This window comes from Streptomyces sp. NPDC090445, assembly GCF_044769385.1.
GTDB lineage: Bacteria > Actinomycetota > Actinomycetes > Streptomycetales > Streptomycetaceae > Streptomyces.
This window is the reverse complement of record NZ_JBIVXV010000020.1, coordinates 27,852-40,663: the sequence shown is the minus strand read 5'-3', so window position 1 is coordinate 40,663 and position 12,812 is coordinate 27,852. Positions and strand designations below refer to the sequence as shown.

Annotated in this window: 8 protein-coding genes; all 8 read right to left on the bottom strand. The window is 72.8% G+C overall.

The window, feature by feature from the left end; genetic code table 11:
• Positions 1-250: 250 nt before the first annotated feature.
• Entirely contained in the window at positions 251-1,912 is a 1,662-nt protein-coding gene (locus tag ACIQUT_RS29040) for a flavin monoamine oxidase family protein (RefSeq protein ID WP_403567040.1), read from the bottom strand.
• Between the two features lie 258 nt (positions 1,913-2,170).
• Complete coding sequence (locus tag ACIQUT_RS29035) at positions 2,171-3,337, bottom strand: S1 family peptidase (protein ID WP_403567038.1); 1,167 nt, start codon at positions 3,335-3,337, stop codon at positions 2,171-2,173.
• A 93-nt stretch (positions 3,338-3,430) separates the two neighbouring features.
• Positions 3,431-5,101, bottom strand: a complete 1,671-nt coding sequence (locus tag ACIQUT_RS29030; protein WP_403567036.1) for a DUF6297 family protein — start codon at positions 5,099-5,101, stop codon at positions 3,431-3,433.
• Complete coding sequence (locus tag ACIQUT_RS29025) at positions 5,098-5,787, bottom strand: ABC transporter ATP-binding protein (protein WP_403567033.1); 690 nt, start codon at positions 5,785-5,787, stop codon at positions 5,098-5,100. Before ACIQUT_RS29025 ends, ACIQUT_RS29030 begins: the two co-directional genes overlap by 4 nt.
• On the bottom strand, positions 5,784-6,026 hold the full coding sequence (locus tag ACIQUT_RS29020; protein WP_403567032.1) for a hypothetical protein: 243 nt from the start codon (positions 6,024-6,026) through the stop codon (positions 5,784-5,786). Before ACIQUT_RS29020 ends, ACIQUT_RS29025 begins: the two co-directional genes overlap by 4 nt.
• Positions 6,027-6,083: 57 nt before the next feature.
• Positions 6,084-7,904: an ABC transporter ATP-binding protein gene (locus tag ACIQUT_RS29015; RefSeq protein WP_403567030.1), complete on the bottom strand. Its 1,821-nt coding sequence runs from the start codon at positions 7,902-7,904 to the stop codon at positions 6,084-6,086.
• Positions 7,901-11,227 (bottom strand): lantibiotic dehydratase, encoded by a 3,327-nt coding sequence (locus tag ACIQUT_RS29010; RefSeq protein ID WP_403567028.1) that lies wholly within the window; start codon positions 11,225-11,227, stop codon positions 7,901-7,903. The genes ACIQUT_RS29015 and ACIQUT_RS29010 overlap by 4 nt, the downstream gene beginning before the upstream one ends.
• A 50-nt stretch (positions 11,228-11,277) precedes the next feature.
• Entirely contained in the window at positions 11,278-12,633 is a 1,356-nt protein-coding gene (locus ACIQUT_RS29005; RefSeq protein ID WP_403567027.1) for a lanthionine synthetase C family protein, read from the bottom strand.
• Positions 12,634-12,812: the final 179 nt, after the last annotated feature.

The window sequence follows — 12,812 nt, the reverse complement described above, 5'->3', positions numbered from 1 at the left end:
TGCCACGCGACGTCCAGGTCCAGGTCCAGCCCTTCCAAGCTAGCCCGCCCCCCGAACGGCGGCGACCGCACCCTGACGGCCCAACCGGCGGAGCGGAAAACTCCGCGCGGTCGGGCCGGGGGTGGTGCGGGGCCGCCGGGGTCACCGGGGTCGCCAGGGTCACCGGGGTCGCCAGGGTCGCGGGACCGCCGGGGTCACCGGGGCCGCCGGGGTCGTTCGGGCCCCAGGAGGGGGAGCGCGGGGGTCAGGGTCAGCTCATGCCCTGTGTCAGCGCGTCCGAGTCCGGAACGGCGACCACCTCGGGCACCGTGCGCGGGATGATCCCGAGGATCTGCCAGGCGACGTACTCGGCCGACATCATCGCCCCCTCCTGCCAGCCCGGCAGCGGGGAGATCTGGTCGCCGGTGACGTAGAAGACGTCACCGCCCTCCGGCTGGAGCAGCTGCCGGTACGCCTCGATGTGGCCGCCCTCGCCGGGCTTCCAGTACGCCCAGCCGCCGAGCTGGTAGGGCACCTTGTGCCAGGCGATGGTGACGCCCTTGTCCTGGGGCACGAGTTCGTCGCTCCCGAACTCGGGGTGCAGTGCGACGGCGCCTTCGCGGGCCAGGTCCAGGCGCTCCCCGGTCGGCAGGCTGCCGAGGTGTCCGGCGTTCTCCTTGAAGTTGTAGGCGCCGGTCAGGGTGCCCTTGGCGGAGAAGTAGTCGTTGGACGGGTACCACATCTGCGTGATGTTGTGGGAGGTCCAGCTGATCCCGCCGTAGATGCCCCCGACGGTGCCCGCACCGTCGAAATCCCCTTCCCAGAAACGCCGGTTGGCCTGCCAGCCCACCTTGCAGGTCTTCTCGAACTCCACGACGCCGATCGCGTTCTCGAACGCCTCGGAGAAGCCGGTCCGCCCGACGCCCTTGAGGACCGGAACGGGGATGTTGCTCACGCAGTAGCGGGCCTCGGCCTCCAGCTCCCGGCCGCCGTGCACGTACGACACCACGGCCCCGGGCCCGTCCCTGCCGATATCGATCGCCGTGACCTCGGCACCGAGCACGATCTCCGCGCCGGCGAGCCTGGCCTGCTGCGCCAGCGCATCGACGATCTTGTCCATGCCGCCGACCGGCTGGAACATCGTCGCCTGCCACAGGTAGTCGAGCGGCTGGTAGAAACTGGTCCGCCAGAAGCCCGACTCCACCAGCTCCTCCCAGGTCAACGGCGGGGCGGGCACCGGGAACGGCTCCTCGATCACCGGGTCGTAGAGGTACCCGGACCGTCTGGCCTGGGAGTACTTGCCGTCGACGTCGAGCGCGCCGAAGATGCGCAGCAGATCCCGCACCTCCCCGGTGAACGCGTCGTGCGTGACCAGGGTTTCGGCGAGCTTCGCCGCGATGTGGCCGCGGGTGTCGTTGGCCACGCGGCGGTTGGGCAGCGGCTTCGCCGCGTTCGGCGGCCGGACGAGGTTGGCCGTGGTCTCCATGACGTACGGCTCCAGCGCCACCTTGAAGTCCCGGCAGTACTTGAGCACCCGGCGGTGGTGGTACGGAATGCGCCCCGGTCCCAGGTTCAGGTACATCCCATCGTCAAACCGACAGGTGTGCGTGTGCACCGCCCGCCCGCTGTGCTCGTCGATCTCGTAGAGCTTGTCGCCCCGGCGCGCCGTGCGGTTGCGGCCGCCGACGCGCTGCTGGGCCTCCAGGACGGTGCAGTCGAAGCCGAGCATGCTCAGCTCGTACGCCGCGGTGAGCCCGGCGACTCCGGCGCCGAGGATCAGCACCTTCTCGCCCCACCTGGTGGGTGCGGGCAGGCTCCGCGGTCCGGTCCAGCCGGTCGCGGCGGGCCCCGCGGCTCCGATCATGGCCTGGTACAACGCCTGCGCGGCCTCAGGTGCGGCCGCCAGCGCCGCCGGATCTTGGACAGGGGTCATTTCGGTGGGCACCTCTCCTCGGAACGTGCGGACGACGACGGACGACACCGACCACTCACGCCCCGGCGCGCACGCGGGTACGAAGAGACCGAACGCCACGGACCATTCGGCCGGCATGTTCCACAGCCCGTCGCGGCCGATGCTTCAGCATCCGCCGCGGCCAACTCAACGCCCCGCGCAACACTTCACCCGACCGGGCCAACCCCCACACCACAGCCCTGACCAGTGCTTTTCCCTGTGCCAGGAGCCGGGGTGGGCTCAGGCCCCCGGGGCGGGCAGCCGGGTGCCGGTGGCCTTGAGCAGCACATGGATGTCGGTGAAGTAGACCCGCCAGGAGCAGTTGCGTCCGTTGCCGGTCGGCATGCCGCTGCAGGGCACCGTCTGCTGGCGGTCGTAGGCCGTGATCATGCCGTGTGCCGTGACCGGTCCGGTGGCCGTGGTGCCGGAGTAGACCGGTCCGCCGCTGTCCCCGTTGCCGGCCGCGTCCAGGTGGTCGACCTGTTCGGCCTCGACCTGGCCGGGGACGTCGGTCCCGGCGATGGACACCACCACGCCGGTCCGGGTGACCCGCAGGCCGCACCGTGTCCCGGACACGGCACCCGAGGTGCACAGGTACTGGCCGACCTCCGGGGAGCGGGCCTCGGTCACCGTCCGGGCCTTGTCGTCGATGCCGTCGAGGCTTTCCGTGACCGCGCCGTGCCACACCTTGTCGGAGCTGTTCGCGTCGATGACCAGGGCGTCCACCTCGGGGTGGCGGGCCCCGGCATTGCCGATGAATTCGGCGTCGCCGTTGAACCACGGGCTGCCGACCGGGCCGCAGTGCCCGGCGGTGAGCAGCTGCTTGTGGCCCCTCGCCACACTGACCACGCCGAAGCCGGTCGTGCAGGTCTCGGACTGGGTGATGATCAGGGCGCCCCCGGACACGGGCCACCGGTCGTTGACCCGGCCCGCGGGGCGGGGCGCGGGGTCGGTGGTTCCGGCCGCCGCTCCGGTGGCGGGCCCGGCGGCCACCGACACCTTGGGGGCGTCCCCGGACCGCTCGGACCCCGGGGCCGGCCCCTTGCGCACCTCGATCCGTACGGAGGGCCGGCTCAGGCTCTGGACCGTCCGCTTCACCTGCTTCGGGAGCGCGCCGCGCCAGTACAGGTGGAGGGTGGAGCGCTCCGGGTCGACGGTGATGCCGGAGAAGCCCGCTTCGGCGGCGATCCCCTTCTGCCGCAGCTGGTGGGCGGCGTCCAGCAAGGGCTTCTGACGTCGCATCAGGGCGACGGCCCTGGTCTCGGCGGTCCCGGACACCGGATGGTCCGCCACACCGTACGGGCCGTCCGTGCGCGGTGCTGCGTGAGCGGGGGCGACGACGCCGGACAGCAGGCCGAGACCGAGGGCTCCGGCGCACAGGATTCTGGACAGGGGCGAGGTCTTCACACGACTCCTTGAGGTCGAACGGGAACGCTAAGGCGAAAGGAGAGAAGGAGGGAGGGAAAGGAAGGAGGGAGGGGAAGGCCCGGGGCGGACGCGTCAGCGGCGTACGTGCGACCAGGCGCGGAAGCCGGCCCACGCGGTGAGCCCGGCGGTGCCGAGGAGCAGACCGCAGCCCAGGGCGAGCCCCCGCACCAGTGCCGCACCGCCGGTGCCCAGGTGGAACCCGAAGGTCAGGAAGGGGAACAGCACGACGCAGGCGGCCAGGGGACCGCGCAGGTACCAGACGGCCACCTGGAGCACGGCCGTGTTCCCCATGGCGGTCTCGGCACCGATGAGCAGTTCGTGCGGCAGCCTTCCCCGGCATGCGGAGACCAGCGCCCCGGCGACGAGTGCGGGGAAGCAGCAGGCCAGCAGCAGCGCGGGCAGCAGGGGACGGCCCAGCACCGCGACGAGTGCGCAGGCACCCGCACCGGCGACGGCCAGCGCGGCGACGGGGAGCAGCGCGTGCCGCAGCACGACCGACGGGAACGTCCAGGGCAGCGTCCGGGAGCGGTTCACGTCGTCGCCGTCCAGCCGGGCGGCTTCCACGAGCTGGGCGGCGGCACCGTATCCGGCGGCCAGGGCCACCAGCGTGGCCGCGACCCGTTCCGCATCCCGGGCGGCCGAGGCGACCGTCACCGCGGTGTACGCCACGGCCAGCCATACGGCGGCCCAGCCGGGCTGGGACGGCCCGGCCAGCCAGCCGGCCGCGGTGCGCCAGGGAACGATCAGCCAAGGACGGCGCGGAGGCGGCAGCGCAGGCAGCCGGGACCGGGACCGGCTGGGCCCGGCCTGCTGAACCGCCAGGCGTGCCAGCCGGAAGTCGACCGTCACCACCGCCGCCGAGACCGAAGTGGCCGAGCGGATCCGCCGGAGCAGCACACCGGCGGGCAGGGCGGCGACGTCTCGGTCCGCCCGGACCACCGCCCACACCGCGCTCGCGAGGAGCAGCGCTGCGCCGACCGGCCATCCGGCGGGCGGGTTGCCGGACGCGGCGGCCAGACACTGCGTGACCCAGCCCCAGGGGCCCGACCAGAGGAAGACCGGTTCCAGGGCGGAGGGAGCCCGGGCCACAGTGCAGAGCAGGGCTGCTCCCGCGAGCGCCGTGAGCCCGGTGGCCGCCCTGCGTGCGTGGTCGACCGCGTCGCGGCACACGATGAGACCGGCGGCCCCGGCGCAGAGCGCGCCGAACGCCGCCGCCGCGGCCGCCGCCAGGCCGATGCCCGCCGTGGGGCGACCGAGCATCACCAGGTTCAGGAAGTACACGGCCACCGCGGTCAGCAGCCCGGCCCCCGCGCCGTGCGCCAGGACCGCGCGCCGCAGCCTGGGCCGCAGCAGCCGGCCGCGGTCGATGGGCGCGGGCAGCAGCCAGGTCGCGGTGGCCCCGTCGAGGAGGACGGGGCCCCGCCAGCGCGCGTCGCCCACGACGATCCGCAGCCAGACCAGGGCGACGGTGCATCCCGCGAAGGGCAACGCGTCCCGGGCGTACGAGGCCCAGGGCTCCCTCGGGCTGCCGGCCGCCCCGTAGGCGATCGCCCCGAACGGGAGCAGGTACATGGCGCCGAACAGCAGGACGACGTAGACGTGGAAGGCGGTGTCGCGGCGCCGCTGCACGCGGTGGCCCCGGCGCGCCTCGCGCAGGTAGGCGAATGCCTCGTCGGCCGTGGCGCGCCCCGTCGTCCCCGCGCTGCCGGCCGGGCCGGCGTCCTGCACGAGGTGGGGGTTCACCGGGCGGCCTCGCGCAGGACCTGCTCGGGAGGCCCGTCCGCGACGAGGCGGCCGTCGGCCAGGACGAGGACCCGGTCCGCCGCGCCGAGGGCGAGCTCCGCGTGGTGCGTGGCGAACACCACGGCCACACCGCGGCGCTGCTCGCGCCGGATGTGCTCGGTGAGGCGGGTACGGGCCTCGGGGTCCAGCCGCTGTTCGGGTTCGTCGAGGACGAGGAGGTCGCGGGGGCGTACGAGCGAGGCGGCCAGCAGCAGCTGCTGGGCCTGCCCGGAGGAGAGCGCCGAGGGCCGCAGGCCCGCCCGGTCGGTGAGCCGGGTGGCGTCCAGCGCTGCGTCGACGAGCGCGGGCGCCCGTGCTCCCGCCCCGTGTGCGACGGCCACCAGCTCGAGGTGCTGGCGGACGCTGAGGTCGGGGTAGAAGGAGGGGCCTTCCGCAACGACGGCTATGCGGGCCCGCACTCGGGGATCGTCCTCGTACAGGGGACTCCCGTCGAAGGCGACGGTGCCCGCGCTCGGCCGGTCCCGTCCCACGGCCATCCGGAGCAGGGTGGACTTGCCGGATCCGTTCGGCCCCATCAGGGCGACGGACTCTCCGGGCCGCAGGACGAAGTCGACGGGGTGCAGCACGGTGCGCTCGTCGTACGTCCGCTGCACTCCCGCCAGTTCGAGGAGCGGCGTTCGGGTCACGTGCGCTTCCAGCCCCGTGCGAGACACCAGGCGCCGCCGCCGAGGAGGAGGAAGGTCGCCCCGCGCATCGCCACGTTGACGACCAGGCGGATGTCCTCCGACAGGTCGGCGGCCTGGTCCTGCGTCACCCAGATCAGGGCGACGCCGAGGACGATGAGGGCGACACCGCCGGCGATCCAGGCGATCCTGGAGGAGGGGGTGGCCGGGGTGGCGGCTTCGTCGCGCTGCTCGATGGACATGGTGGATTCGCCTTCGTGTGGGGGGACCGGTCCTGATGGTGTGCGGCTCACGTCGCCTCACGCCTCCACGACGGGACCGTCGAGGTAGCCAGCGGCTTGGAGGCGGAACAACTCGGCGTAGGTACCGTCGTGTTCCATCAACTCTACGTGGGTGCCCTCTTCGAGCACCTTTCCGCCGTCCATCACCACGATGTGGTCAGCCACCCGCACGGTGGAGAAGCGGTGTGCGATCAGCAGCGTGGTGGCCCGCCCGGAGATCGCCCGGAGCTTCTCGAAGATCTCGGCCTCCGCCGCCGCGTCGATGGCCGCGGTGGGCTCGTCGAGCACGACCACGGGCGCGTTGCGCAGGAAGGCCCGGGCCAGGGCCACCTTCTGCCACTGGCCGCCGGAGAGCTGGCGGCCGCCTTCGAACCACCGCCCGAGCTGGGTGTCCAGGCCCTGAGGAAGCCGTTCGATGAAGCCGGTCGCATCGGCCTGGGCGGCGGCGCGGAGTATGCCCTCCTCGTCGTCCAGGTCGGCCACCTTGGCGTAGCCGATGTTCGCGCGGGCCGTCTCCTCGTACTGGACGAAGTCCTGGAAGATGACACCGATGTTGGCGCGCAGCTCGTCGAGGTCGTACTCCTCCACCGGGTGGCCGTCGATGAGGATGGTTCCGCCGTCCGGTTCGTACAGCCGGGAGAGCAGCTTCACGATCGTCGTCTTGCCGGCGCCGTTCTGCCCGACCAGGGCCACGCAGCGGCCGGCGGGCAGGGTGAGGTTGAAGCGGTCGAGGACCGGCTTGGCGCTGCCCGGGTAGGCGAAGGTGACGTCCCGGAACTCGATTCCCTTGCCCAGGCGTTCGGGGAACGGCCTCGTCCCCGAGGGCACGTCGCGCTCGGGCATGTCCAGGAAGGCGAAGAGGTTGCCGAGGAAGAGGTTGTGCTCGTACAGCTCCCCGAAGCCGGCGAACAGGGTCTGCGCGGCGCCCTGCACGACGGCGACGGCCGCCATGTAGCCGGCGAGCTGCCCGATGCTGCCGCTGTCGATGGTGCTGCTGATCGCGAACAGGATGGCGCCGCTGGTCGCGGCCACGCTGAACAGGCCCAGCAGCGCGTTGGAGGTGGACTGCCGGCGCGCCAGGGACCGGTCGACGTGGTAGAAGCGGCCGATGAGGTCCCGGTAGCGGTCGAGGAAGAAGCCGCCGAGGCCGAAGAGCCGGGTTTCCTTGTAGGTGCGGTCGTTGGTCACCAGGTACTGGAGGTAGCTGGTGCGGCGGCGGTCGGCGGACCGCTCGTTCTCCACCTTCCAGGTGATCCGGCTGTAGAACATGGTGGCGCCCACCGCGGGCACGGGTGCGAACAGGACCGCGAGGGCCACCCACGGGTCCCAGGACAGCAGCACGGCGGCGACGGAGACCAGGGTGACCGCGTTGGACATCACCGATATGAGCTCGGTGAACAGCTGGTAGGGGCGGTAGGCCGCCTCCCGGTTCGCGAGCTGCAGGCTGTCGTAGGTGGCGGAGTCCTCGAAGTGCTCCAGCCGCAGCCGTACGGCCTTCTCCATGATGCGGGTGTTGATCCCGTTGGCCATGCGGTACTGCAGCAGGGCCTCGAGGTAGCCCTGGCCGGTGGAGCACAGGTGCCCGAGGACGGCGGCGGCGGCCAGCAGCACGCCGACGCCCATCGCACCGCGGGCGGCGGTTTCGTCGCCCGCCACGGCGTCGGCCACGTTCTGCACGACCTCGGTGGTCAACTGCACGGACACCGCGGGCAGCAGGGCGGTGAGCGTGGTGGTGACGACCACGCCCAGCATGTGGGCCGGGCTCACCTGCCACAGCAGGCGAAGGGTGCGCCCCCAGTGCCGGCCGGTGCGTTCCGGGCTCTCGTCCTTCGAGGTCATCGGCGGCCCTCCGGCCGCTGCGGGGCGGCCTCGGGACGGCGACGTATCGCCTCGGCGGCCAGGACCCACAGGTCGAGGCAGAGCCGCTCACGATCCTGCCCGAGGCCCAGGAAGCGGTTGGCGTGCATGTGCGCCAGGCTTGCCAACATCTGCCGTTCGTTCCCCACCAGCCGGTCTGCCGACGCCAGCCCGCGTACGTGGCGGCCGACTTCGGCGAGCGTCTCCTGCTGTCGGGAAAGTATACCTTCGAGATGATCTCGGCTCGTTCGCGCCGTCAGGTCCGGGTGCGCGTCCCACGGAGCCAGGAGATCACACAACTGCCGCTGCACGCGCCGGAAGTGCTTGCGGGTGGCTTCCGGGATCGACCGCTCCGAGGGCGGGGGCAGCAGCTCCATGGGGTCGACGCCCCAGTCCCGGTGGAGGGCGTGCATCCCCAGCACGCACAGGACCTCGCTGTCCAGCTCCACGTCGCCGTGCCGTCGGGCCGCCACCAGCGCGGCGCACACCTCGCTGTTGGCCTGGAAGACCCGCTCCACGGCGTCGATCGCCTCGGGGCCGCCGTAGCGCTCCACTTCACGGTCGTAGCCGACGACGGCCACGTCATGGGCGAGGCCCTCGCCGATCAGCCCGTTCGCCCAGTCCAGGCAGGCGGCCAGGACGGGGGCGGACAGCTCGGGACGGGAGGCGCGGAACCGGATCCGCAGGTGCGGCATCGGATCGGCGTACCGGAGGAAGAACCAGCGGTCGACGGCGCCCTGGGAGCGCAGCCCCTCGACGAGCTCGCCCAGCGCCCCTGCGACGAGGTCGTCCTGCCCGTCCATCGGGCAGTACAGCTTCAGGTACGTCCACTCGCTGCCGGGCGGGAACGAACGGCGCTGGTCCGGTGAGGCGAGGTCGGCGAGCGGCACCGCCCCCGGACCGGCCGCCGCGGTCCGCGGGGGACGGACCGCGACGGCGGAGCGCCGGGAGCGCTTCGGGTCGCGGGCCAGCAGCGGCACCACGACCTCATTGAGGTACTGGCCGCCGGCGGGGTCCCGCAGCCAGGTGCGGGGGAAGCCGGCCAGGGCCTCCTGGACGATCACGTGCTGCCGGTCCGCCTCGGACAGGCCGGCCACCTCGTCGTACAGCTCGTCGACGGACAGCGGGTGTTCCAGGTCCAGCGCCAGCCAGTTGTCCATGTACACCAGCGAGACGTACCGCGGCACGTTCCACTGCTCGCGCCAACGCTGTACGGCGGCGTAGAAGGCGTCGCGGTCGGGCAGGGCGCCCTTCCCCGCGGGCAGCCCGAGCCGCTCGGCGGTGACCGACCACTGGGCGGGGGCCAGGACGGCGCGTCCACGGGTCACCCGGGGCAGGAACGGCGACATGCGCAGCGGGCCCCAGTCGAAGCCCGTGAGCGGCGCGTACCCGTCCTCGGAGAGCTCCAGCAGCAGCCGGCAGGCATTGGGGGCCTGTAGGGCGCTGAGCATGTGCCCCTGGGACACGACCAGTTCCTTGCCCAGTCGCGCCGAGCGCAGGAAGAAGCGGTTCGCCGTGGCGCCCACCAGGATGTCACTGAGCGGGATCTGCCGGTCCGCGGGCAGCGTGGGCGCCGTGTTGACGCAGATCTCGTAGCGCCGCAGGGTGGGGTGGAGGGCCACGTTGGCCGACCGGCCGTGGGGGTGGAGGTAGTTGAGGTCGGCGAAGACCGCGTCCGGGCACAGCTCTTCCTCGGCCCGCGCGTACTCCCGCAGGCGTTCGACCGTATCCTCGTCGAAGAGGTCGAAGAACCGGCCGAAAGTGCGCCCGCCCTCGGCCATGCCGGCCGGTGCCAGCACGAGCCGCCAGTCACCGCCGCGCAGCGCCTCCGGAGATTCCGCGGCGACCTGCGCGTACAGGTCGATCGCCGGACGGACCCGGGGCTGCTGCTCGCCGGCCTGCCAGACGGACAGCCGTTCCAGCCGCTCGTCGGTGATCTCCAGCTCGTACGCTCCCGCCCGCAGGGTCTCCGCGACGAGGGCGGACAGCTTCAGCTCCCTGCCGACGACCCGGTCCTCGCCGACCGCCGGCAGCGGGAAGGCCCGTTCGGGCTTGGTGTACGAGTTGGGCGCGTCGAGCCCGGTCTCGGGGCTGAGCAGCTGGAGCAGCGGAATCTCGGAGTCGACGCCGAAGCGCTCCAGGAAGGCCGCGTGGTACTCGGCGATGTGCTGGGGTCGGGGTGGGAAGGCGCCCATCCGCAGGAGCGCCTCGGTGGTGCCCGCCGCCACGGCGCCGATCTCCTTCGGCAGCCCGGTGCCGGTGACCGCCAGTGCCGTGTCGAGCTGGTACGTCTCCTTCGGGTAGTCAGGCGCCAGGGACTTCTGGTGCCGGGTGAGGTCGCGGAGCAGGGAGACCGGGGCCGCGCCGCGTCCGGCGTCGACGCGGTCGGCCAGGTCCCGCACCGTGTGCAGCGCGTCCCGGACGGCGGCTGCCGGGTCGAGGCCGGTCAGCCTCTTCGCGAGATCGCGTTCGGGGTGCGGCTCGTGGAGGGAGGGGCGCAGGTCGCTGGTCAGCGCGTGCAGGTCCCAGAGCTGGGCGAGGAAGGCCTCGGCCCGGTCCCGGGTGGCTCCGGCGACGTCGGTCGTGATGCGGTCGAGGATGTCCCCGTACGTGGTTCCGTGCACGCCGGCGAGGCGCAGCGCCAGCTCCGCGGGCTCGGTGAGCCGGAAGCCCGCGAGCCGGTGGTCCTCCTCACCGTAGACGTCCGCCCCGGGCAGCACGGCCCGGCCGCCGACGCGGTAGAGGACGGAGTTGGCCCGCATCCCCAGCAGGGGCCGGACGGCGGGATCCTTCTCGACCTCCTTGAGCACGGCCAGCAGCCAGCCCAGGTCGGCCCGGGTACGCGTCCTGGCGACCGGGTCGGCGGCCATCCCCAGGTCGGCCGCGTCGGCGAACAGCCCCGTCGCCACGCCGGAGAACAGGCCGTACGGGGTGGACCTGGTCGACATGCGGGTCAGGTAGCGCAGCAGCGTGGAGTAGGCGCGCCGGGCCCTGCGGCTGTCGCTCGGGTCCTCGTCGAGCCGGTCGAGACCCGCCGTGACGGAGCCGCTGGCCACGTGCAGCGCTTGGGCCACCCGAGGCCTGTCCACCATGGCCCGCAGCCGACTGCGCCCGTGCTCGCGCATGCGGTCGAGCCGCCGCGACGGTTCCTCGTGGTGGGAGCCGCCCTGCGGCTCCGGACCCTGCGTGATCGCCAGGAAGTCCTGCACCGGCAGCACGGGCGCGCGCAGCAGGAAGAACCCGGCGTCGCGGTACAGCGTGCCGCCGTCCACGGCGGTGGGGGAAGGGTGACGTTCTGCCTGCAAGGGAATGTGCTCCTCGATGACCCGTTGGTGTCCTGGTGGCCGGCGCGCCGTCAGGCGATCAGCAGTGCGCGCGTCCAGCGCTGCTCGACCGGGGTGGAGACCGCCCACAGCGCCAGGGCGACTCCGTCGGCGCCGGTCAGGATGCCGGGGCTGTCCAGGAGGACCCCGGGCTGCTCCAGCTCCTGGACGCCCAGCAGAAGGTCCGGGTCGCAGTGGCTCAGCAAGTGCTCGGTCAGCACGGGGAGGGACGTACGGGCCTTCGTGCTGGCGGTCCGCCGGACGAACTCCGCGCACATGACCACCAGGCCGGCCGTTCCGTGGCAGACGGTGGCGGACGGGATGCGGCCGACGGCGTCGAACCGGCGCAGCACTGCCTCGAAGGCGTCGACGGCGAGCGTGCGCAGCAGCGGGTCGCCGAGCGCGTCGGCGGCGTTCAGCAGCGCGCAGGCGATGCCGGGGGCGCCGTAGCACCAGGAGGCGCGGGCGGAGGCGAGGCCCGCGGTCGCCGTTTCGGCCCCGGCGGCGTCGAGGGGTACGCCACTGGGCCAGTTGAGGCCCCACTGGTCCTCGAAGGACACGGACACGAGGTAGTTGGCGATCGCCCGGACCGTCCCGGCGAGCTGCGGGGTGGGGTCTCCCGCGGACAGCGCGAGGGCGAGGGCGGCCAGGATACCGGGAGCGCCGTGGGCGAGCCCGAGGTTCACGTAGCCGTGCGGGAAGGACTCGCGGTAGTTGTCCTGGGGGTAGTGCCGGGGCGGTACGTACCAGGCGGGGCGCCCCTCGGCGGTGCGGGCACCCGACAGGCCGACGAGTTCGGCCGTCAGCGTCTGCGCTGCGCTCCGCACGGCGGCGCCGTCCGGCCCTTGCGCGGTGGGAGTGCCCGCGAGATGGGCGAGGATGCCGGAGAGGCCGGCCACCACGTCGTACGCGTCGAAGGCGACGCCGTCACCGAGGAGCGTGTGGCCCGGCGGCAGGGCCGCGACCTGGGCCGCCAGCTGGGTGTCGATGCCTGCCAGGGCCGGCGCGTAGCGGGGGTCGTCGGCGGCGAAGTCGGCGAGTGCCAGTGCGAGGCCGGCGGTTCCGCCTGCGAGCCCGGGCTCCTCGATGGGGGTGTCGTGGGTCGAGCGGACCACGGCCGCGAGGCGCTGGTGGGCGAGGCCCGTCCAGTGCTCGGCGGCATCGGGAATGGCGCGGGCCGCGTACCGGAATGTGAGTGCACTTCCGGTTTCGCCGGCGAGCAGGGAAACCCCTCCCCAAAGAAATGGATTGACGGAGTTCTGCTCGCAGGAATTCAACGCCTGCTGCACCACGTCCGGATCAGCGAGGCGGCTCACGATGAGTTCTGCGTATTCACGGGAGCGCGCCGCGAGGGCGTCCGGGACGAGGATCTGCACAGGAGTGGACACGACCAGGTGTTTCTTTCGGCAGGGGGCGGAGAGGGGGGGGAGGGGGGGGGGGCGGCCGGGCGGGCGCCCCCCCCCCCCCGCCCCCGGGGGGGCCGGGCACCAAATAAAAGAAAAACCGGGGGAGGGTGTTGGCCGGGGGGCCCGTGGACGAAAATAAAGAGAACAGGGGGGTTTTGATT

Bases quoted from the DNA above. Each gene is read 5' to 3' on its own strand.
- ACIQUT_RS29020 (WP_403567032.1), bottom strand. From the start codon at position 6,026: ATGTCCATCGAGCAGCGCGACGAAGCCGCCACCCCGGCCACCCCCTCC.
- ACIQUT_RS29040 (WP_403567040.1), bottom strand. From the start codon at position 1,912: ATGACCCCTGTCCAAGATCCGGCGGCGCTGGCGGCCGCACCTGAGGCC.
- ACIQUT_RS29015 (WP_403567030.1), bottom strand. From the start codon at position 7,904: ATGACCTCGAAGGACGAGAGCCCGGAACGCACCGGCCGGCACTGGGGG.